At 50.6% G+C, this 22091-nt stretch carries 21 protein-coding genes; all 21 read right to left on the minus strand.

All coding sequences use genetic code 11. The features are described from left to right. Positions 1-372 precede the first annotated feature (372 nt). Complete coding sequence (locus PLA01S_RS31005) at positions 373-909, minus strand: hypothetical protein (protein ID WP_127596449.1); 537 nt, start codon at positions 907-909, stop codon at positions 373-375. Between the two features lie 157 nt (positions 910-1066). Then, positions 1067-2578: a lysine--tRNA ligase gene (lysS, locus tag PLA01S_RS31010; protein WP_127596451.1), complete on the minus strand. Its 1512-nt coding sequence runs from the start codon at positions 2576-2578 to the stop codon at positions 1067-1069. Between the two features lie 225 nt (positions 2579-2803). After that, positions 2804-3280 carry a transcription elongation factor GreA gene (gene greA, locus PLA01S_RS31015; protein WP_009591919.1) on the minus strand — a complete coding sequence of 159 codons (477 nt, stop codon included), beginning with the start codon at positions 3278-3280 and terminating at the stop codon, positions 2804-2806. Positions 3281-3490: 210 nt separating this feature from the next. Continuing rightward, positions 3491-4522, minus strand: a complete 1032-nt coding sequence (gene dusB / locus PLA01S_RS31020; RefSeq protein WP_127596454.1) for a tRNA dihydrouridine synthase DusB — start codon at positions 4520-4522, stop codon at positions 3491-3493. 214 nt (positions 4523-4736) lie between these two features. Continuing rightward, positions 4737-4943, minus strand: a complete 207-nt coding sequence (locus PLA01S_RS31025; protein ID WP_076326682.1) for a helix-turn-helix domain-containing protein — start codon at positions 4941-4943, stop codon at positions 4737-4739. Further along, positions 4895-5443: a 2-amino-4-hydroxy-6-hydroxymethyldihydropteridine diphosphokinase gene (folK, locus tag PLA01S_RS31030; protein ID WP_100541629.1), complete on the minus strand. Its 549-nt coding sequence runs from the start codon at positions 5441-5443 to the stop codon at positions 4895-4897. The genes PLA01S_RS31025 and folK overlap by 49 nt, the downstream gene beginning before the upstream one ends. Before the next feature lie 7 nt (positions 5444-5450). After that, positions 5451-5813 (minus strand): dihydroneopterin aldolase, encoded by a 363-nt coding sequence (gene folB, locus PLA01S_RS31035; RefSeq protein ID WP_127596457.1) that lies wholly within the window; start codon positions 5811-5813, stop codon positions 5451-5453. A 37-nt stretch (positions 5814-5850) separates the two neighbouring features. Beyond that, a complete protein-coding gene (folP, locus tag PLA01S_RS31040) occupies positions 5851-6711 on the minus strand; it encodes a dihydropteroate synthase (RefSeq protein WP_127596460.1) in 861 nt (286 codons plus the stop codon). Beyond that, the gene (locus tag PLA01S_RS31045) at positions 6708-7595 is read right to left on the minus strand and encodes an aminotransferase class IV (protein WP_127596463.1); all 888 of its coding nucleotides are present in this window, start codon (positions 7593-7595) and stop codon (positions 6708-6710) included. Before PLA01S_RS31045 ends, folP begins: the two co-directional genes overlap by 4 nt. Beyond that, on the minus strand, positions 7592-8173 hold the full coding sequence (pabA, locus tag PLA01S_RS31050; protein ID WP_127596466.1) for an aminodeoxychorismate/anthranilate synthase component II: 582 nt from the start codon (positions 8171-8173) through the stop codon (positions 7592-7594). The genes PLA01S_RS31045 and pabA overlap by 4 nt, the downstream gene beginning before the upstream one ends. A 1-nt stretch (position 8174) precedes the next feature. Next, a complete protein-coding gene (locus PLA01S_RS31055) occupies positions 8175-9839 on the minus strand; it encodes an anthranilate synthase component I family protein (protein WP_127596469.1) in 1665 nt (554 codons plus the stop codon). 263 nt (positions 9840-10102) lie between these two features. Beyond that, complete coding sequence (gene cysK, locus PLA01S_RS31060) at positions 10103-11038, minus strand: cysteine synthase A (protein ID WP_071221062.1); 936 nt, start codon at positions 11036-11038, stop codon at positions 10103-10105. Between the two features lie 435 nt (positions 11039-11473). After that, complete coding sequence (locus PLA01S_RS31065; protein ID WP_127596486.1) at positions 11474-12409, minus strand: peptidylprolyl isomerase; 936 nt, start codon at positions 12407-12409, stop codon at positions 11474-11476. 20 nt (positions 12410-12429) lie between these two features. Continuing rightward, positions 12430-13314 (minus strand): Hsp33 family molecular chaperone HslO, encoded by an 885-nt coding sequence (gene hslO / locus PLA01S_RS31070; protein ID WP_127596471.1) that lies wholly within the window; start codon positions 13312-13314, stop codon positions 12430-12432. 57 nt (positions 13315-13371) lie between these two features. Continuing rightward, positions 13372-14136, minus strand: coding sequence for a type III pantothenate kinase (locus tag PLA01S_RS31075; protein ID WP_009591942.1), 765 nt, complete (start codon positions 14134-14136; stop codon positions 13372-13374). Then, positions 14133-15008 (minus strand): carboxylating nicotinate-nucleotide diphosphorylase, encoded by an 876-nt coding sequence (nadC, locus tag PLA01S_RS31080; RefSeq protein WP_098741234.1) that lies wholly within the window; start codon positions 15006-15008, stop codon positions 14133-14135. Before nadC ends, PLA01S_RS31075 begins: the two co-directional genes overlap by 4 nt. Then, entirely contained in the window at positions 14998-16614 is a 1617-nt protein-coding gene (nadB, locus tag PLA01S_RS31085; RefSeq protein ID WP_127596474.1) for an L-aspartate oxidase, read from the minus strand. The genes nadC and nadB overlap by 11 nt, the downstream gene beginning before the upstream one ends. A 38-nt stretch (positions 16615-16652) precedes the next feature. Then, positions 16653-17591, minus strand: a complete 939-nt coding sequence (gene nadA / locus PLA01S_RS31090) for a quinolinate synthase NadA (RefSeq protein WP_098741232.1) — start codon at positions 17589-17591, stop codon at positions 16653-16655. 229 nt (positions 17592-17820) lie between these two features. Continuing rightward, positions 17821-19890 (minus strand): ATP-dependent zinc metalloprotease FtsH, encoded by a 2070-nt coding sequence (ftsH, locus tag PLA01S_RS31095; RefSeq protein ID WP_127596477.1) that lies wholly within the window; start codon positions 19888-19890, stop codon positions 17821-17823. 99 nt (positions 19891-19989) lie between these two features. Then, positions 19990-20529 (minus strand): hypoxanthine phosphoribosyltransferase, encoded by a 540-nt coding sequence (gene hpt, locus PLA01S_RS31100; RefSeq protein ID WP_127596480.1) that lies wholly within the window; start codon positions 20527-20529, stop codon positions 19990-19992. A gap of 68 nt (positions 20530-20597) precedes the next feature. Then, on the minus strand, positions 20598-22028 hold the full coding sequence (gene tilS, locus PLA01S_RS31105; protein ID WP_127596483.1) for a tRNA lysidine(34) synthetase TilS: 1431 nt from the start codon (positions 22026-22028) through the stop codon (positions 20598-20600). Positions 22029-22091 lie beyond the last annotated feature (63 nt).

The raw sequence follows: 22091 nt of genomic DNA on the forward strand, positions 1-22091 counted from the left end.
TTTGACTTGCTCATTTCTTAACTGACGAGAATTTGTTAATTCTCTATTTCAACGTTCCACCGAAGTGGTCCGTTTTACTCACTCGTTGTTCAGTTTTCAAAGATCAACTTCTTCGTTTGTTACCAACAGTTTATCTCGTTAGCAACTCTTATATCTTATCACATTCGCTCGATCATTGCAAGCTTTTTTTGAATTTATTTTTCAAATTCATTTCGGCTTGTTATCTCAAGCGTTTGTTTCGACCGTATTTCTTGGCCGGAAATATAATATACCATGGCATTCGCCAATATGCAACCCTTTTGAGTTAATTAGTAATAAGGTAAAATAATACATTCACTTGCTTACTATATACTAGATATTCACTGCCTCCATTTACCCCGCCTGCTTCTTAGGCCAGAAGGTATAGCTGAAGCTATATATGAAGTCAATTCCCAGGATCACTGCCCATTGTAAAGCCATTGCCTTTAGCTGCTCCGTTCGTGCCGGTTCCCCAACCACAAGAATCATTACGCCAAGTAATATAGCTCCTACCACCCACGCCAACACATGGCGATACCATCCCTGGCGCTCACGCTTGGCGCGAGCTGCTCCATATTTCGGCGCCGGTTCCGGTTTTTCGCCACCTGCAAATCGGTGAGCAAACCGTTCGTCCGCCCATTGGATCATCTGATGCCCAAAAGCAATCGTCACCCCGATGTATACAGCGGCCAGCCCATGCATGAATCCGGCCTCTGCTCCGTCACGTAGATCTATAATGGTTACGGCTATTAATAACAAATCGATGACCGGCGTACACAGCAGCAGTATTCCGCCCGTTTTCTTCATCCCGAACAGATATCTTGCGCTTAATCCGGCAAGGACAAATACCCAGAATAAAATTTCACATCCAATAATAAAAGCTCCAATCATTCCGCCAGCCCCTTTTTAATACAAGTGTATCAAATAATTTTATCATAGCTTTCTTCTCTAAACAAGAGGCAATCGAGAAGCCCATGCAAAAAAAGGCAGCCGACTATAGAGATCTATAGTCAACTGCCTCTTCAACCATCGATGAATGGAGCAAATTCTATTCCTTATTACGCATATGTGGGAACAGCAAGACATCGCGAATGGACGGGGAATTCGTAAGAAGCATGATCAAACGATCGATCCCGATACCAAGTCCGCCTGTTGGCGGCATACCGTACTCCAGCGCACGCAAGAAATCCTCATCCATCTCGTGCGCTTCGTCATTGCCCTGTTCCTTTTCCTTCATCTGCGCTTCAAAACGCTGACGCTGGTCGATCGGATCATTGAGCTCCGAGAACGCGTTCGCGTGCTCACGCGCCACGATAAACAGCTCAAAGCGATCCGTGAACCGCGGATCCACGTCGTTCTTCTTCGCAAGCGGCGAAATTTCAACCGGATGACCGGTTACGAAGGTCGGCTGAATCAGCGTCTCTTCAACGAACTGCTCAAAGAACGCGTTCAAGATGTGGCCGAATGTCATATGCGGCTCTACCGGAACTTTATGTTCTTTTGCAAGGCGATGCGCTTCCTCGTTGGACATTTCCACACTAAAGTCAACGCCGACCACTTCTTTAACGGCATCAACCATGGATACACGACGCCATTGTGGTGTCAGGTCAACCTCGTGCTCTTGATAGGAAATCACTTGTGTACCCAGCACCTCTTGAGCAATATGGGCGATCATATTCTCGGTCAGTGCCATAATATCTTTATAGTCTGCATAGGCTTCATAAAGCTCAATCATCGTGAATTCCGGATTATGACGGGTAGAGATCCCTTCATTCCGGTATACGCGGCCAATCTCGTACACTTTTTCCAGGCCGCCCACGATCAGGCGCTTCAGGTGAAGCTCAATCGCGATCCGCATATACAGCTCCATATCCAGCGCATTATGATGCGTAATGAACGGACGTGCCGCCGCACCACCAGCGATCGAATGCAAAGTCGGGGTTTCCACTTCAAGATAGCCTTGGGAATCCAGGTAACGGCGCATCGATTGGATAATACGGGAACGGGCAATGAAGGTCTTCTGCACATCAGGATTGATAATCAGGTCGACATAACGCTGACGGTAACGGAGTTCCACATCCTTCAAACCATGGAATTTCTCAGGGAGCGGATACAACGACTTCGAAAGAACCTCCAGCTCCTTCACCTTAATGGTGGTTTCACCGGTTTTGGTCTTGAACAAGACCCCTTTCACTCCGATGATGTCACCGAGATCAAGGATGCTGAATGCTTCATATTGCGCTTCTGCAATCGAATCCTGGCGAACATAGATCTGAATACGGCCGCTCAAATCCTGAATATGAGCAAAAGAAGCCTTGCCCATGCCGCGTTTAGCCATAATCCGGCCGGCCAGGTTCACTTCCACCTGCTTCTCTTCCAGATCTTCCTTGGAGAGCTCGTCGTACTGTTTCAGAATATCACCTGCGTGATGTTCTCTTTCATATTTTCCGCCAAACGGATCGATGCCCAGCTTGCGAAGCTCGTCCAATTTATTGCGGCGGATTTGCAAAAGCTCACTTAACTCCTGTTCTTGTTCCTGGTTATTCATTTCTTCCGTCATCGTCATTCATCTCCTTCATTTCACTTCCATCGTAATCCCCAACAGCACAAACGCCGCCACCCATTACATGATCCGGACAGCCCTTGAACAACTTGTACACATTCGGTTAGGACTTAACGGTAGGGCAGCCATTTCAAGACATACCACTCACCCACTAAGCCCTCAACACAGCCTTGCCTATTTAAAAAAGCCCCCCGAAGGAAGCTTTCTACACCACATTCCGACTTACTTCTTAATGTCTACAATTTTATATTGAATAACGCCCGCAGGAACGTTAACATCTACAACCGATCCTTTTTGCTTGCCAATAATCGCTTTGCCGACAGGACTCTCGTTAGAGATTTTGTTGTTCAGCGGATCCGACTCAGCCGTACCTACAATGGTATATTCCATCGTGTCGCCGAATTCCAAATCCTCTACGATCACCGTGTTGCCCACACCGACGACATCGGTATTGATATCATCATTGTTGATGATGCGCGCATTGCGGAGCATTTTCTCCAGCGTGATAATCCGGCCTTCGATAAAGGCTTGCTCGTTCTTGGCGTCTTCATATTCGGAGTTTTCACTAATATCACCATAACCGATGGCAACTTTAATCCGCTCAGCCACTTCACGGCGTTTTACAGACTTTAGATTTTCAAGTTCGTCCTCCAGTTTCTTCAGACCGTCCTGGGTAAGAATGACTTCTTTATCGCTCATTAACCGATTCTCCTGTCATGTAAATAATTTAAACCACGGTATCAACATACTATATGCGAATTCTTGGGGATCAGAACTTCCCTCTGATGCCTGCTCAATTTCTTGAATTTATACTGAAAGATTATATGGGAACCATTTCAAAAAGTCAATGCGCGCAAAGGCTGTCACGAATGTCGCATACACGCAACCATTAACAGCCTGTACCCCTAATTATCCCATTACCGCAGCGGCTTGAGGATATACACTTTTTGTCGATTCTTCTTGGGCCTCTTGATTGTTCACAAAGTTGTTCAGAAGGCTCACCATTTCGTCGCGTTTCGTTTCTTCCATAATAATATCTTTAATGCGGGCGGAGCCTTTCAGCCCTTTCAAATACCAGGAAAGATGCTTGCGCATTTCCCGTACCGCAACCGCTTCGCCGCGCAGAGCGATCAGCCGGTCCATATGCAAAATGGCAATCCGGATTTTCTCCTGGGGAGCCGGATCCGGCAGCAGCTGGCCTGTCTTCAGATATTCCACGGTACGATACAGCATCCATGGGTTCCCCAGCGCTCCGCGGCCGATCATGACACCATCGCAGCCTGTCGTATCCAGCATCCGGCGAGCATCCTCCGGCGTCACCACATCGCCGTTACCGATAACCGGAATGGAGACGGCTTCTTTCACTTGGCGAATGATGTCCCAATCCGCGTGCCCGGTGTAGAGCTGCTCGCGCGTACGTCCGTGAACGCTGACCGCCTGACCGCCCGCGCGTTCGACAGCCTGTGCATTTTCGACAGCATAGATGTGATCGCTGTCCCAGCCTGTACGCATCTTCACCGTGACCGGTTTGTTCACGGCATCGACAACCGCCGCTACCATTTCATAGATTTTGTTCGAATCCAGAAGCCAGCGTGCACCCGCATCAACCTTCGTTACCTTCGGAGCAGGGCAGCCCATGTTAATGTCGATGATGTCGGCATTGGTCTGCTGATCGACAACTTTGGCCGCTTCCACCAGGGAGTCGCGGTCACCTCCAAAAATTTGCAGGCTCAACGGCTTCTCCCGCTCGTCAACGAACAGCATCTCCCGGGTGCGCTTGTTCCCGTGAACAATGGCCTTGCCGCTAACCATTTCGGCGCAAACCAATCCGGTACCGAATTCCTTAGCAATCAATCGGAACGCGGGGTTGCACACGCCTGCCATAGGCGCCAGAACCACTTGATTCTTCATCTCGATGTTTCCGATTTTCAACGCATCCATTTTATGTGTCACTCCTTTCTATTCAGATATTTATAGTCGAAAGATCCCGGTTCTCGTGCAAGGGATCCCTGAGTTTCAAACCAAACCATCATACTTATTCATCGTATTTTCGTCCAGTCCGCAAAAATTACATTCGCATCCAGATCATCTTCCTATATTAATGGCTAGGTTTGATAAAAAACAAACCTGCACCAGCCTTCCCTATTCAGATGATCTAGCTCCGTTCCTTAAGCTCCTGCAATGTAATCTCCAGCACGTCTGCAATCTGAGCCAGCATCTGCTCCTCGGCACGGCGGTTCCCCCGCTCAATCGCACCAAGCACAGCCAAGGAAATACCGGTTCGCTCGGCGAGCTCTTGCTGGGTCAAACCCTTTAGTTTTCGGAAAGCGCGGATACGCTGCGCCAGCTGCTTGTTTTCCAAAGCTGTATTCCTTCCTTTCCTTCCAGGTTCTCAAGCGCTGTCTTGACCACATGGTACAGACCCGAAGGTTCAAACTCAAATACGATATCGGCCAGCGGTCTGAGAACGAAAGCCCGCTCCTGCATACGGGGATGCGGTAGAACAAGGTCCGGCGTATCCAGACGGCGTCCATCCATCCACAACAGGTCAAGGTCAACTGTCCGCGGTCCCCAGTGGATATGACGGACCCGTCCGAGCTGTTTCTCAATGCGCTGCATTTCGGCAAGCAGTTCATGAGGACTGAGCGATGTCGACACGGCTGCAGCCATATTAAGAAACATCGGTTGGTCCACATAGCCGACCGGCTCGGTCTCATACAAGTTGGATACGCGCTCTACCGTAATCCCGGGTACTTCATCCAACCGTTCCAAAGCCTCCATCAGGTTACCTTCACGGTCTCCCAAATTGGCCCCTAAAGCAATATAAGCCTCTGAACACTCAGAGGTGGCGTGTGAATTCATGATCGTCTCACTTCCTGGTCCGGTGCAGCTCAATGGTCACACCTTCAAAATGAATGTCAAAAGGCGGGTGCGGCTTCGTCAATCGGACCGTTAAAGCATCGATAATAGTATAAGTGTCCAATACCTTAGATGCAATATGCTCCGCTAAAGCTTCAATCAGGCGGAACGACTCCGTCCGCATAATATCCAGCAAGAGATCATGAATCTCGGCATAATTTACCGTTAACGTCAGGTCGTCCGTCTTCGCGGCTTTGCTCAAATCCATCTCCAGCTCAAGATCCACATAGAATCGTTGTCCCAGCTTGCGCTCTTCCTCAAGCACACCATGATAGCCGTAGTATTCCATTCGGCTCAGTATCATTTTATCCATCTCTACTCCGCCCTTCCATCCTTTGTCCCGAAAAAAATTAGTTGCGTGTAAGCTCCATCGAAGCGTAAGTCATGGCATCACACATCTTCGCTGTCCGTTTCATATGCAACACGTCATGCACACGAACGATCTGGCAGCCTTGCGCAACCCCATAAGCCACCGTGGCGGCCGTTCCTTCCAGCACGTCTTGTGCCGGGGCGCCAAGTGCGGTCTGGATGAACCTTTTGCGGGAGGTGGCCAGCAGTACCGGAAACCCAAGCCCCACGAGCTGATCGAGGGATGCCATCACTTTCATGTTCTCGTCATAGTCCTTGGCAAACCCGATACCCGGATCAAGCAAAATATGGCGATCCTGCACACCTGCAGCTCGCGCAATCTCGACACTTTCCAGCAAATCGCGCTTTACGTCCTCGATGAGATTGGTGTAATTCCGATCGCGGCGATTGTGCATCAAAATCACGGGGCATCCAAGCTCTGCCGCTGTCTTGGGCATATCCGCGTCGTCTTTAAACCCCCAAATATCATTAATGATATGAGCTCCCGCTCCAATCGCCTGACGCGCAACTTCCGCTTTATACGTGTCAATCGACAACGGAATATGCGGCGCATGCCGGTGAATGGCTTCAATAACCGGGATAACGCGGGCGAGCTCCTCTGCGGCTCCAAGAGGCTCGTGGCCCGGACGCGTCGATTCTCCGCCGATATCGATGATGTCGGCTCCCTCTTCTACCAGCTGAAGCGCGTGCTCAACCGCCCGGTCCGTGTCGTTATAACGACCTCCATCCGAGAACGAATCCGGCGTCACATTCAATATACCCATGATGAGCGTGGATTGACCGAGCTTTAACACAGCATCCTTGCTCAGACGATATTCACGTTCGTAAATCGTTGTTTTCATGCCTTTTGCCCTGCTTTCCTTCTATATTCGCTCAGTAATGTACGGGTTATCGGACCGGCTAATCCTTGTCCAATGACTAGAGTCTCGCCTTCAGCTCCAATCAACGTCGTGACCGGAACAATCTCCCGAACAGAGCCTGTCGTAAATATTTCATCCGCTCCGGTAAAGAACTCCCAGCTGTAACGGCCTTCTTCGGCTTCAATACCAAGATCGGCAGCCAATTCCAGCACCACGGCCCGGGTAATCCCCGGCAAAATGCCCGTGCCAATGTCAGGCGTATATAACCGATCCGCTTTGACAAAAAAAACATTGCTGACAATGCCCTCTGCCACTTCCCCGGCCGCCGTTAGCATCAGCCCCTCTGTCGAACCATCCGAGTGGCTGGGATATACGGCCAATTCCCGTTTTGCGAGTATATTGTTCATATAATGCAGAGATTTCAGCCGAACCGATGATTCCGGTGTGTTCCGCGTAAGGGACAGCCGCCGCATGGCTCTGCCTTTCTCGTAAAGCATTTCATTTGCGGCCGGCAGCTCTTTGGCGAATAAAATCTCGGAAGGCTTCAGATAGTCCCCAGCAGGCAGACCGAGCAATCCCTCTCCTGCCGTTACGGTATACCGGATATAAGCATCCTGTAGGCCATTGGCCTCCATCAGTTCCGATATCCAGCGACTTATCCTATCGGCATCCGCCCTGTGGGCGATTCCGAGCTCCCGGCAGCTGTTCATGAGCCGGTTCAAGTGTCGCTCTATTAAAAAAGGCTTCCCCTCATAAGTGCGGAAGGTCTCGAATAACCCCATCCCGTACAGAAGGCCGTGATCCATTACAGGTAAAACAGCCTCGGCAGCTTCAACGATGCCGCCGTTCATGCCAATATACTTCATGCTTTGGCGCCAGCTGTACGCTTCAGGAAATTGCGCAGCATCTGATGGCCATGATCCGTAATGATGGATTCCGGGTGGAACTGCACCCCTTCTACGGGATATTGTTTATGCCGAAGTCCCATGATTTCGCCCTCTTCTGTCCAGGCGGTAATCTCCAGCTCATCCGGCAAGGTTTCCTTCTCAACGATCAGCGAGTGATAGCGCGTTGCGGTGAACGGAACCGGCAAACCTTCGAAGACCGAGCCGCCCGTATGCTGGATCTCTGATGTTTTCCCGTGCATGAGGCGCTCCGCACGAATCACGTTGCCGCCAAAGGCTTGCCCGATCGCCTGATGGCCGAGGCAGACGCCGAAGATCGGAATCACACCCTTGAAATGCGAAATCACATCCAGGCTGATGCCGGCTTCATTCGGCGTGCACGGTCCCGGCGATATCAGGATATGGTCCGGGGCCAACGCCTCGATGCCGGCGATGTCGATCTCATCATTCCGGTAAACCTTCACTTCCTCGCCGAGCTCACCCAAATATTGAACCAGGTTATACGTAAACGAATCATAATTGTCGATGACAAGTATCATGTTATTTCCCCCCTATATTCGCAGCCACCGCTGCCGCTTCTTCTTCACTGCACTTCAGTGCCGCTATCAAAGCTTTTGCCTTGTTATGGCACTCCCTGTATTCCCGGTACGGATCGGAATCAATGACAATCCCCGCGCCTGTCTGAATATAGCCAACGCCATCCTTCACGGCGAGGGTCCGAATAATAATGTTAAGCTCCATATCACCATTATAATCGATCCAGCCCATGGAGCCGGTATAAGGCCCCCGTGTCACGGGCTCCAGCTCTTCGATGATCTCCATGGTCCGGATTTTGGGTGCGCCTGTAATGGTGCCGCCAGGGAACGCTGCCGCAATGATATCATACGCATGGTTCCCTTCTGCAATCCGTCCTTCCACTTGTGACACCAAATGCATCACGTGAGAGTATCTCTCGACGGTCATCAGCTCCGGAACATGCACCGTCCCGTATGCGGCAATGCGGCCAATATCATTACGCTCCAGATCGACCAGCATAATATGTTCCGCCCGTTCCTTCTCGCTGCCAAGCAGCTCCGCTTCCATTGCCGCGTCCTCTTCCGGATTGCTTCCCCGACGCCGGGTTCCCGCAATCGGCCGAGCAGACACGACATCGCCATCCAGCTTCACCAGCAATTCCGGCGAGCCGCTGGCCAAGCTGAAGCCCGGTGAAGATATATACCCCATATATGGCGACGGATTCAGGATACGCAGCCACTCATAAATATCGGCAGGTTCCGCATGCAGCTGCAAATGCCGGCGCAGAGACAAATTGACCTGAAATACGTCGCCCTGGCGAATATATTCTTGGATCGAGAGAACCGCCTGCTCGAACGCTTCCTGCGAAAAATCAATCTCCAGCCGATCCCAGATCTCGACATTCGGCCCTGACAGCTCCTGCGCTTTCTTCCATCGTTCCTGCCGCACGCGCTCATCTTCGGGACTCGAGCCGTTCCCTGAGCCTGTTTCGAACATTTGATTCCATTGGGACCACATCGATTCAGCCTTTAGGACAGCCCCATCATATAACTCTTGCAATAACTTCTCTTGGTCGGTTGAACGTTCCGAGCCTTTGGATGCATCCATTGAATCCTCGAACGCCGTCACTTCTTCCGAATTTCCTCCGGTCCCGAATGCCCAAGGCAGAGGGACATGCACCGAGCAGTAGATGCTGTCATCTGTATGATCATAAATCCAGATCTCTTCCATGCGCATCCACATATAATCCGGGAACCCCGGTTCATCCTTGGCTATCGTGGGGAGCTGCTCAATCGATCGGATCACATCGTAACTTAGGAAACCGGCGCAGCCTCCGCGAAAGTCCGGCCACTCCGGTACACGGGGAGACCGCCATTCTTTCATCCACTGCTCTAACAGATGCAGCGGCTCTCCTGTTACCTGCGTTCGTAAATCACCGGACAGCTCGATGATCTCGCCATGGCTTCCCTTCCCCTGCAGAATGGACACCGGCCGCAATCCAAGATACGTATAGCGTCCGCCCTTACCGCTCTCCAGCACAAAGGCATATGGCGATGCCGCATTCCATGCATGTCTCCATGACAGAGGTAAACCTCTTGTTGCTCCTTTATATTGAACCAGAAAGGGAACGACGGACCAGCCCTCTTTAGCCCATGCCTGCCACTGGGCCAGCTCCACTCTTCTCTCCATGCCGATCCTCCCTTAATCATCAAAAGCCTTACTGTTGCCTGTCAGTATACTGTATCCCGCTTCTCTTGAAAACCCTAAATAGAAGCTCGTCCAACAATATTTTTTGGAGCGGTCATTCCGTGGATTCCCATAAAGCGTTATCTTAGAGAGTAGTATACACAAAAAGCCCTCAATGCTATAAAAACACATTGAGGGCTCCTTCCTTGTCACGTATTACCTCAACCAGATGAGGTGAGAAAATGCGCGCATATTACGAAATCATCTTACTCGAAGTTATAAAGCGGCGTGCTCAGGTAACGTTCTCCGTTACTTGGAATCACGGCTACCACCCGCTTGCCTTTTCCAAGCTCTTTGGCAACCTTCAAAGCTGCATATACAGCCGCACCGGAGGAAATGCCGCCAAGAACGCCTTCTTCCTTCGCCACGCGGCGGGAAGTTTCAAAAGCATCGTCATTCTCAACATGAACGATTTCATCATAGACTTCTTGATTCAAAATTTCAGGAATGAAGTTTGCGCCGATGCCCTGGATTTTGTGAGGGCCCGGTTTGCCTCCGGCAAGGATTGGCGATGCAGCAGGTTCAACCGCAATAACCTTGATGTTAGGGAATTGCTCTTTCAGCACTTCGCCCGCACCTGTAATCGTTCCGCCTGTTCCGATACCAGCAACGAATGCATCCAGGGAACCACCGATTGATTCGATCGCTTCAACGATTTCCGGACCTGTCGTTTCACGGTGGATCTTCACGTTGGCTTGGTTCTTGAATTGCTCGGCCATAAAGAATCCGGCATTTTCCTGCAGAATTTCTTCTGCCTTCTTAACCGCGCCGTTCATTCCTTCCGATCCTGGTGTCAGTACCAGTTCAGCGCCATAGGCACGCAGCAGGTTGCGGCGCTCCAAGCTCATGGTTTCAGGCATAACGATAACCGCTTTGTAGCCTTTGGCAGCTGCCACCATAGCTAAACCAATGCCGGTATTACCGCTTGTTGCTTCAATAATGGTATCGCCCGGCTTCAAACGTCCGTCCTTCTCCGCTTCTTCCACAATGCTGATCGCGATCCGGTCTTTAACGCTTGCGCCCGGGTTCTGGTATTCCAGCTTCAGATAGATTTCTGCGCTATCCTCCGGTACGATCCGGTTCAAACGGACGAGTGGAGTTCCACCGATTAATTCTGTCACATTATTTACGACTTTTGCCATGAATGAAGCCCTCCTCTAATATGATCCTCTAAATATGAATCTGGATTAACTAGTCATAATGGTGTTATACATTCTAATGTCGAATCATTAAATTTGTAGTGTCTGGATGTTGAAAAAAATGCGGAGCCAGTATATAGACGCAAATTGTTGATTATTGAGGCCCCTAATATCCGAGTAAAAAGGTAGGTTTTTATACCTTCATCTTAACAACGTTACGAGTCATTGTCAATATCCCGCACCTCGAAATTCAACATTTCAAGGTGGTTTTTCCTGCGCCTCCCGAACGAGGAAAGACGAATTCGCCTCTAAGACTGCATGCTCAGGTAACCATCATTCCCAGCGAATGAAATCTCTTGCATCCTTTGACACAAAAAAAGCTCCTGCAGCCGAGTCTTACACCGCCACAGCGAGCTTTCCCCTATGTTCTTCCTCTATTTACAACGTGACCGTACCAGCACTAATCCGTGCCTCATATTTCTCGCGAAGCTGACGCTCCAGTTCCGATAAGGACACCGACTGCTCCAGGGCCAGCTGCTTGCGAACGGCCTTGCGGACACTTTCCTCGCTAGGGGCCTGAGGTTCGATAATTTCCTTCACATACACAATGGCATAGGTGTCTGTGAGCGAGATCGGCCCCGCAATATCCCCGGGCTCAAGTGTTGAAGCTGCATCCAGCACTGCTGGGGGCAAAAAGGGATCATCATCCTCGACCAAGCCGATCTGCCCGCCGTCTTCGCGAGTATACTCATCGAGAGATACCTGGGCTGCGAGATCCGCAAAAGCCTCTCCATTCTCCAGCCGATCCATGACCCGTTCCGCCTCATCTTTCGAAGCGACTTCGATTATGGATAAATTGAACTGCTTCTTGGGGCGAAATTGGTCTGGGTACTGTTCCAGATACGAATCGATCTGCTGCTCTTCGATGTGTACGTCGGAAGTCGCAATTTTTTCAAGCAGCAGCCGATACGTTGTCTCTGTCTTTAATTCACTCTCCGTAATGCCAAGCTGATTTTCCATTTCCGATAAGAAACGTTCCTTAGAACCGTAGCTGCGGCTCATGACTTCGATTTCCGCATCAACTTCCGCCGTCGTAACATCAATATCCTTCGCTTTGGCCTCCAGAGCTACGGCGTGCCGATTCAGCATGGTCATCAGCATTTCGCGGCCATAACGCTTCTTTAGCTCGTCAACCCACTCGTCTTCGGTTATCGCCCTGTCCTGGATGGATGCAACTGGTTGGGAGCCTTCTTTCCACGGTGGTGAAGCCTCTTGCGAAAAATTCCCGGAAAACAGCATCCAGCCGCCCATACCCAATACGCATGCTGTCAAGACAATGACGGTCGCCCACAATCCCTTCTCTTGTCTCGTCATCACGGTCGCTCATCCCAACGTTAAGATTTGGCCCGCTCTAGCACGGATTTTAGCTGTTCCTTATCGAACCTATATTTTTCATTGCAAAAATGACAGGAAACTTCAGCCTTGCCATCCTCTTCGATCATCTGCTCAAGCTCTTCCTGCCCCAAGCTGATCAACGCGCGCTCTACCCGCTCATGCGAGCAGTCACAGCTGAAGTACACGTCCATTTCCTCCAAAATGGTCACGTCCGAAACTACTCGTTTCAGGATGTCTTCCAGTTCCAGTCCTTCTTCCAGCATCTCGGTGATCGGAGGAATCTTGCTTAGCGCAAGCTCAAGCTCCTTGATCTCATCCTCGGTAACGCCGGGGAGAAGCTGGATGATGAAGCCGCCGGCATTCGCCACGGAATAATCTGGAGAAACCAGCACACCCAGGCTAACCGCCGAGTTGGTCTGTTCGGAGACGGCAAAATAGTATGTGAAGTCTTCAGCCAGCTCGCCCGAAATAATCGGTACGCTGCCACGGTAAGGCTCCTTCAACCCGAAATCCTTGATCACATCAATATGACCGGTGGTCCCTACAGCGGCGGCTACATCCATCTTGCCCGGACGGATATTCGTCAGCTCCACATGCGGATTTTTGACATATCCGCGTACCTCGCCGTTGGCATTACTCTCCGCCGCAATCAAACCGATCGGTCCGTCGCCGCGCACTTGAATGCTAAGACGCTCGTCTCCTTTCAGCATAGCTCCCATCATCGCTGCTGCTGACACGGTTCGGCCCAAAGCGGCTGTGACGACAGGAAACGTATCATGTCTTTGGCGAAGCTCTTCGACCAAATCGGTTGTCCGAACGGCAAATGCCCGCACTTTCCCGTTTAATGCAGTTCCCCGCAGCAAACGGTCTTTTTGATTACCCATCTTGAGGCCTCCTTGTCTTTCTAGTTGTTTGTAATATCTAACGGTTTTATATCGGTTCTAGTTACGCTCATAAATAATACGCAAGCCTTCCAAAGTCAGAAGGGGAGAAATCTCTTCAATGGACTCCGTTTCGCCGGCAATCAGCTCGGCCATTCCCCCCGTAGCGATAACCTTAACATTGTCCGTACCCATCTCGGCTTTTATACGCTTGACCAGGCCATCGACCTGTCCCGCATAGCCAAAAACGATACCGGCCTGCATGGCATGAACGGTATTGCGCCCAATCACCTTTTTCGGCTTTTCAAGCTCTACGCGAGGAAGCTTGGAAGCACGCTGTACAAGAGCCTCCGTGGCAATGCCAATACCAGGCACAATCACTCCGCCCAGATAATTGCCTGCCTCATCGATGCAATCAAACGTCGTCGCCGTACCGAAATCCACCACAATCAGCGGCCCCCCGTACTGCTCGACGGCTGCTACTGCATTCACGATCCGGTCAGCGCCAACCTCGCGGGGATTCTCATACCGCAGATTAAGTCCCGTTTTGATCCCCGGTCCTACGATCAGGGGCGCCTTGCCAATATATTTGTTGCACATCTCCTCGACCACACGTACAAGAGGAGGAACTACGGAAGAAACAATAACCCCTTCTATTTGGCTTACCAATATATTGGACATTTGAAACAAATTGTGAATCAATACACCATATTCATCCACGGTAGACTGACGCGATGTACTGATTCGAAAATCATGCAGCAGCTTCTTTCCCTGATACACACCCAATACAATATTGGTATTCCCTACATCCACAACCAGAATCAACCTTCTGTCCCTCCTTTCTTCGCATTCAGATCCAGACTGATATCGAGACTATGGAAAGAATAAGTCAGCCGTCCAACGGATATCACGTCGACCCCGGTCTCGGCAATCCCGCGTACGGTCTCCAACGTCACGTTCCCCGAGGCTTCGACGCGAACATGAGGGGCCTTGGCCTTGATTCTTCGAACAGACTCCGCCATCATGTCATGACTCATGTTATCCAGCATAATAATATCTGCGCCTGCAGCCAGTGCTTCTTCCACCTGCGCCAGGCTCTCAGTTTCAACTTCTATAGTCATGGTATGTGGAATATGGGCTCTTGCCCGGCTGACCGCTTGCGCGATTCCGCCTGCGCCCTTAATGTGATTATCCTTGATCATAACGGCATCGTACAGACCGAACCGATGGTTCGCCCCGCCGCCAACCCGAACGGCATACTTCTCCAGCATTCGGTGGCCTGGTGTCGTTTTGCGGGTATCCACCAATCTTGTCGGCAATCCCTCAAGTACATCAACAAAAGAACGTGTTCTTGTTGCAATACCCGACAGACGCTGAAGCAAATTCAAAGCAAGACGCTCGCCTGTCAAAATACGGTGAGTGCTGCCTTCCACTTCGGCGAGAACCGTCCCTTTTTCAACCTCGTCCCCGTCACGAACCAATGCCGTAAACGTCAGCGACGGATCAACCGTTTCGAATACCAGCTCTGCTACCGGCATCCCTGCCACGATTCCTGCCTCCTTGGCATGGATAACGCCCTTGGATTCATGACCCGGCTCAATGGTGGTGAGGGTAGTGATATCCCCCGACCCAATATCCTCCTGCAGCCAAGTCCGTATACTCTGGAGTAGGCCATCGTTGTATCCGTTAAACATCATCGCTTAATTCCTCCGTCATTTCTTGATCCCGTGTATGGACAATATGTTTCTGCCATACGCTGTCATTCCGCTCCGGGAAATCCTCACGGTAGTGGGCTCCCCGGCTTTCTTCACGACCCAGCGCACCTTGAACCACGAGTAGGGATGCTGTTAGCATGTTGGCAAACTCGTATTCCTCACGCTTGGAGAGCACCGAATGGAACAATGGCAGCTGACGGCCGAGCTCTTCCGCTGCTCTTAATAGAGTATCCCGATTTCTCCGAAGTCCTGCATAACGTACCATCACCTTCTGAAGCTTCAAACGTTTTTCCACCATCGCCTGGGACGGAGCGTCCTTGCGACCGAGATGGAATGATACATGAAGTGGATCTCCTGAGGGTTCCGGCAGGCTCTTAATACGGTCAACAATACGACTGCCGTACACAATCGCCTCCGACAGCGAATTGCTGGCCAAACGGTTTGCCCCGTGGACACCGGTAGACGATACCTCTCCGCAAGCAAATAAACGCTTCACGCTGCTCTCGCCGTGCAGACTGGTTTTGATGCCCCCCATCATATAATGCGCAGCCGGGGAGACCGGAATCCAATCTGACGATAAATCGAGTCCATACTGCATGCAGGTTTCGTAAATCGTTGGGAATCGATGTTTGACCATCTCCGGCGACTCATGGGTAATGTCCAGATAAACAAAGGTAGACCCCGTTACTTCCATCTCACTGACAATGGCCCGTGCAACAATATCCCGCGGTGCCAGCTCCAGCAAATCATGGTACTTGGGCATGAACCGTTCTCCTCTTATATTCCGAAGAACAGCACCTTCTCCGCGAACCGCCTCTGATATAAGGAATCGGGGCGCACCAGGATAGCTAAGCGCCGTCGGGTGGAACTGTATAAACTCCATATCCCGAATTTCTGCGCCTGCCCGATAAGCCATGGCAACGCCATCCGCTGTGGCAACCTCCGGATTGGTCGTATATCGGTACAATTGGCCGGCGCCGCCGGAACACATAACCGTCGCCCGTCCACGTACGAATACCCGTTTTCCGTCCGGCATTTGTACCAAAGCGCCATGACACTCTCCCTGCTCGGTAATCAGGTCAATGACAAAATGGTCGTCCCACACCTCTATATTGTGAAGCATTTCAACCTGAATGGAAAGGGCACGCACAATTTCATACCCGGTAGCATCCCCGTTGGCATGAAGAATCCGGCGGTGACTGTGCGCGCCTTCTTGGGTCAGTGCGAGCTCGCCATTCTCCACATCAAACATCGTACCGAGTCGAATCAGCTCTTGAACGCCGACCGGACCCTCGTTTACAAGCACATCCACCGCGGCAGATGAACATAGACCCGCCCCTGCCAGAAGGGTGTCCTGACGGTGGTAGGCCGGAGAGTCATCCTCAGCTGTTACGGCTGCAATCCCTCCCTGCGCATAACGCGTGTTGCTTTCGAGCAGCGATTTTTTCGTAATCAGCAGTACATTCTGAGTCGCACTTGCCATGATCGCCGTATATAAACCCGCAATGCCTGAACCGATCACGATGACATCCGCCTGGACAACCGGAAGATCGTTCAGCTCAAAATCAATTAAATACTGCGGTATCACGATACCTCACCTGTCTTTTCACGAAAGAGTAGCGCATGCTACTTAACTTGTAACATGCGCTCTAATGAAGTTCTGGCTTTCTCTGCAACGACCGGCGGCACATAAATTTGCGGCTTCATCGTTTCCAACGCTTTAACCAGCTTTTTGAGGTTATTCACTTTCATATTCGGACACACCAGGAATTTCGTAGCGAAGTGGAACGATTTATCCGGGCTATCCAATCGAAGCTGATAACCGGTTCCGTCCTCCGTGCCCACGATAAACTCCTTGGCAGATGAATTTTTGCAATACTCTAGAATGGCGGTGGTACTCCCTACAAAATCCCCCATCGCAACAACCTCCGGACGGCATTCCGGATGCACCACAAATTCAGCATGAGGATATTTAGCCTTCATCTCGACGACATCCTTAACCGTCAGCATGTCATGCGTGTTGCAGTACCCTTCCCAGATAATGAGCTTCTTGTCGGTATGCTGCTGAACATAATGTCCCAGGTTTTTATCTGGTACCCATATAATTTCATCCGAATCCACCGACTGAATCACTTTCACGGCATTGGATGACGTACAGCAGATATCCGTTTCGGCTTTGATCTCAGCCGATGAATTGATGTACGTGACCACTTTTGCATTCGGATGCTGCGCTTTCAACTTTCGCAGTCCGTCAACGTTCACCATATCCGCCATAGGGCAGCCGGCCCGCTCATCCGGTATAAGAACCGTCTTGCCCGGTGCCAAGATTTTAGCGCTCTCGCCCATAAAATGCACACCGCAAAATACGATGACCTCGGCGTCGGTTTGTGCTGCCTTCTGCGCGAGCAAGAAGGAATCCCCGCGGAAATCGGCGACCTCTTGTATTTCGTCCCGTTGATAATAATGAGCCAAAATGATTGCGTTACGTTCCTTCTTCAATTGCATTAACCGCTCACGCAGTTCACGGTTCTGTTCTGCCTTACGCTCCAGTGCCAAAGCTTCCATGATCGACCCTCTCCCTTTATGTAGTCCGGCGGTTCGCCGCTGATGACCATGTGACTTTCAGGATGGTTTCCACCTTTGTGAAAGGATGCGCATCCTTATTTAACAACTAATGTACACGTTCGTTCTGCCCCCTGTCAATGTGATAGAAAGCACAAAAAGAACCGGAAAACGAATTATCGTTCTCCGGTTCTTCAATTTTATTCGGTATTCGATGTTTTATCAGCGAATATTACGTTAAGCTGCTATTACCGTTGTCCGATCCGCCTGGAGGATCCTTGCGGTCGGAATCTTTGCGTTCCGGCCCTGGATCATTCGAATCCATCGGGTTGTTCGGAATTTCTTCCGTGGAAGTCGGCTGCTCGCCGTCTTCTTTCCCTTGGATGCGGACTTTCACGTCGCCAATGTTGTCGATGATCGGTTCACCATTCTCGGAAGAACCTTCACCTTCGCCACTGCCGTTGCCTTCAGCTGATCCGGTCTCAATGAGATTCTTGATTTGCTCAAGCTCCAGCGTTTCCATCTCGAGGAGCGTGTTCGCAATCAGGTGAACCTCTTTGGCATGTTTATTCAGGATCTCTTTACATTTCTCATAGCAATCATTAATGAATCGCTGCATTTCCTGATCGATCTCATAAGCGATTTGATCACTATAGTTCTGCTCATGTCCGATATCACGTCCCAGGAACACTTGTCCTTGCGATGTACCGAACTGCATCGGTCCGAGTTTCTCACTCATACCGTATTCCACAACCATGCTGCGGATAATGCCTGTCGCTTGTTGGAAGTCACTGTAAGCGCCGGTCCCGATTTCACCGATGAACAGCTCCTCAGCAACACGCCCGCCAAGCAAACCGGTTACGCGATCCAGCAATTCCTGCTTCGTCACGAGCATCCGATCTTCCTTCGGCATCATAATGACATATCCACCGGCACGGCCACGAGGTATAATCGTTACCTTATGCACCGTATCCGCATGCTCGAGGAAGTAACCCACAATGGTGTGGCCTGCTTCATGGTAAGCTACGATGCGTTTCTCGCGGTCACTGATCACGCGGCTGCGTTTCTCCGTACCGACGATAACACGGTCAATCGCCTCATCCACTTCTCGCATGGAGATATCTTTACGGTTGCGGCGAGCCGCAAGCAAGGCAGCTTCGTTCAAGAGATTCTCCAGATCGGCGCCTGTAAATCCGGTTGTACGTTTGGCGATGATGTCAAGTTTAACATCCTTCGTCAATGGTTTGTTGCGTGCATGAACCTTCAGTACGGCTTCACGGCCCTTCACATCCGGGCGATCTACGGTAATCTGACGGTCAAAACGTCCCGGACGAAGAAGCGCCGGGTCCAAAATGTCAGGGCGGTTGGTCGCAGCAACGATGATAATGCCTTCGTTCGCTCCGAAACCGTCCATCTCAACCAGCAACTGGTTGAGTGTCTGCTCACGCTCGTCATGACCGCCGCCAAGTCCGGCGCCACGCTGACGACCTACAGCATCAATTTCATCGATGAAAATGATACATGGTGCATTCTTCTTCGCGTTCTCGAACAAGTCACGTACACGAGAAGCACCGACACCGACAAACATCTCAACGAAGTCGGAACCGGAAATACTGAAGAACGGCACGCCTGCTTCACCGGCAACGGCACGAGCCAGGAGCGTCTTACCTGTTCCCGGAGGACCGACAAGCAGAACGCCCTTCGGAATGCGAGCGCCAACCGTGTTGAACTTGCGCGGATCCTTCAAGAAGTCAACAACCTCAACAAGTTCCTGCTTCTCTTCATCTGCTCCGGCTACATCTTCAAATGTAATCCGTTTCTTCTCTTCATTATATAAGCGGGCTTTGCTCTTACCAAAGTTCATCACTTTGCCGCCGCCGCCTTGGGCCTGATTAAACAGGAAGAAGAACAGAACAAACATAATGATGAGCGGAATAAAGGATGAAAGCAATGTCAGCCAAATGCTTTGGCCTTCCATTGGGACCACGGACAGTTTGACATTGTTGCTCTCACTGGCTGCAGTCAGCTCTTGCATCGCTGCATCCGTGGCAGGAATATAGGTGGAGAAATTCTCCGATTTTTTCTCTTCGGAAATCTCCCTATACTTACCGGTCACCAGATAAGCGTAACCGTCAAATTGTACCGTCATTTCCTCTATGTTGTTAGCTTTGACTTCCTGCCGCAGTTGATTATAACTAGGGGCATCGGCTTGCTCGCCGCCATTAGTGACGAATTGTACTATGCCCACCACGACTAAAAATAGAATCAAATAAAAACCAGAATTCCGGATGAACCGACTCATCCCCTACCTCCTCTCAAGACACATAAGATATTTTACCACAGCCTGTCTGGCCATCTCAACAAAGGGCCCTCAACTGTAATAGCAGCCCATTGGCGCATTTTAACTGCTGTAGATTTCCGGCTTCAAAATCCCGATGTAGGGGAGGTTCCGGTAATGCTCGGCATAATCGAGTCCGTATCCGACAACAAAAGCATCCGGCAGCACGAATCCGGTATAATCGGCCTGCAAATCCACCGTACGGCGTGCCGGCTTGTCAAACAGCGTGACGACGCACACCGAGTTTGCCTTACGGCTCTTCAGAAGCTCAATTAAATGACTCAGTGTAAGACCACTGTCGATAATATCCTCCACAATCAACACATCCCTGCCTTCAACGGATGCGTCCAGATCTTTAATGATCTTCACCACGCCAGAGGATTTGGTTGATGCCCCATAGCTGGATACAGCCATGAAATCCAACTCAAGAGGGACTGTCATGGATTTAACCAAGTCGGCCATAAAAATAAACGCACCTTTAAGAACGCAAATAACGAGTGGATTGCGTCCCACATATTCGGCGCTGAGTTTGGAACCAAGTTCCTTAATCTTTGCATGAATCTCTTCTTCACTGATGAGTATTTCCTGAATGTCATTCTGCAACTTAAGTGGACCTCCTACGTTTATACTATGAAAGCGTGAAACGGGCCATTCTTCGTTTTACACTTGCCTTAAGCATCCGATAGCTCCATACGGAGAACTCGTGATGTGTGCCGCCCGCAAGCGGCGTGAACGGAACGTCGTACACCTGGAATCCACACGATGCTGCCGGAACCGTCACAAAGAATAGGAATCCGGGCACGGACAGACGGTGGGATTTTCTCATCAATGAGAATATCTTTCACCTTTTTGCTTCCGTTTAATCCCATGATCTTCATCTTGTCCCCCGGCTGTCTGTTGCGCACGGTTAAAGGAAACCTCAGCTCATCCGCATCAAAATCCGCCACAAAGGCCGATGGTCTGGAGCCGCTCCGGCTTTCGCTTCCTGTCATTAACGACAATTTCAGCATTTTTCCGATTTCCTTAACATACTGCTGCACAACATCAGGAGAATCAAGAATGTATATGTACTGTCCCTGTTCTTCCGGAGGCTTAGGCCAAAACTGGATCACTCCGTACTCACGAACACAGGTAATGCCGTCACCCAGATCCAGACGCCAGTTACTTCGCTGATCGTTAAGAATGCCATGGCGCACCGTTTCAATCTTGACAAAATCGGTGTTTTCCTGGTCTGAGGGCAGGTAATTTAATATTAGTTTAATCAAACGCCGTTGTAAAGCGACATGTAAGCCCAAAAAGGAAGGCGCGTCGAAAGCGAGCCTCCCATCGTTCTCCTGTACCATACTCCGAAATTGCTTCGCAGCTTCAAGCTCCACAAAATCATCCTCCTGCTGGACAATCTCGGCCAGCTGATTGAGTGAGGAGGAGAACTGCCCATTGTATCGTTCCAGAAAAGGCAATACTTCCAGGCGAATCGCATTACGGCGGTACTTCGTCTGCAGATTGCTGTTATCCACCGCATACTGGAATCCGCATACGCGGCACAGCTCCACGATATCCGCCTTGTACATACGAAGGAACGGGCGGATAAGTTCCACTTTTTTTTCCGTGCGCTTAAATTTTATTCCGGCAAGTCCGGACAAGCCGCTCCCGCGCAGAAGCCTCATGAGCACCGTCTCGGCTTGATCGTCAGCATGATGAGCCAGGGCCACGGCGCGCGCATTGTATTTATGGGCCGTTTGCAGCAGAAATTCATAACGCTTCTCTCTTGCAGCCTCCTGCCCACCCTTTCCGCTCTCTTCCATATAAGCGGGAATATCGATGAACGCCGTTTCTAATGGAAGTCCGAGCCGTTCCGCCAGTTCGCGCACCATCTCCGCCTCTTGGTCCGATTCTTTCCGAAACCCATGATGCACATGGGCACAGATCAATCGGAGCGGCGTCCGGTGCAAAGAAATTTCATGCAGCACGTGCAGGAGCGCAACGGAATCAGGCCCGCCGGAAACGGCGACCACGATGCTATCACCTTCTGACCACAGATCAAACTCTGCGGCTGTACGCTCGACATGGTTGACGAATGTCCGTAAATAATCCTGTTTCACTTCCAGATCCCCTTTAGAGGTTGTTCAAAAAGCCCGCTTTTGATAAGAAAACCCCTATCGAAG

The organism is Paenibacillus lautus NBRC 15380 (assembly GCF_004000945.1).
In the GTDB taxonomy this organism is placed as follows: Bacteria; Bacillota; Bacilli; order Paenibacillales; family Paenibacillaceae; genus Paenibacillus_AQ; species Paenibacillus_AQ lautus.

Coding starts and splice junctions, on each gene's coding strand:
- PLA01S_RS31005 (WP_127596449.1), bottom strand. CDS start 909: ATGATTGGAGCTTTTATTATTGGATGTGAAATTTTATTCTGGGTATTT.
- lysS (WP_127596451.1), bottom strand. CDS start 2,578: ATGACGGAAGAAATGAATAACCAGGAACAAGAACAGGAGTTAAGTGAG.
- greA (WP_009591919.1), bottom strand. CDS start 3,280: ATGAGCGATAAAGAAGTCATTCTTACCCAGGACGGTCTGAAGAAACTG.
- dusB (WP_127596454.1), bottom strand. CDS start 4,522: ATGGATGCGTTGAAAATCGGAAACATCGAGATGAAGAATCAAGTGGTT.
- folK (WP_100541629.1), bottom strand. CDS start 5,443: ATGAATTCACACGCCACCTCTGAGTGTTCAGAGGCTTATATTGCTTTA.
- folB (WP_127596457.1), bottom strand. CDS start 5,813: ATGGATAAAATGATACTGAGCCGAATGGAATACTACGGCTATCATGGT.
- folP (WP_127596460.1), bottom strand. CDS start 6,711: ATGAAAACAACGATTTACGAACGTGAATATCGTCTGAGCAAGGATGCT.
- PLA01S_RS31045 (WP_127596463.1), bottom strand. CDS start 7,595: ATGAAGTATATTGGCATGAACGGCGGCATCGTTGAAGCTGCCGAGGCT.
- pabA (WP_127596466.1), bottom strand. CDS start 8,173: ATGATACTTGTCATCGACAATTATGATTCGTTTACGTATAACCTGGTT.
- PLA01S_RS31055 (WP_127596469.1), bottom strand. CDS start 9,839: ATGGAGAGAAGAGTGGAGCTGGCCCAGTGGCAGGCATGGGCTAAAGAG.
- cysK (WP_071221062.1), bottom strand. CDS start 11,038: ATGGCAAAAGTCGTAAATAATGTGACAGAATTAATCGGTGGAACTCCA.
- PLA01S_RS31065 (WP_127596486.1), bottom strand. CDS start 12,409: ATGACGAGACAAGAGAAGGGATTGTGGGCGACCGTCATTGTCTTGACA.
- hslO (WP_127596471.1), bottom strand. CDS start 13,314: ATGGGTAATCAAAAAGACCGTTTGCTGCGGGGAACTGCATTAAACGGG.
- nadC (WP_098741234.1), bottom strand. CDS start 15,008: ATGATGTTTAACGGATACAACGATGGCCTACTCCAGAGTATACGGACT.
- nadA (WP_098741232.1), bottom strand. CDS start 17,591: ATGGAAGCTTTGGCACTGGAGCGTAAGGCAGAACAGAACCGTGAACTG.
- ftsH (WP_127596477.1), bottom strand. CDS start 19,890: ATGAGTCGGTTCATCCGGAATTCTGGTTTTTATTTGATTCTATTTTTA.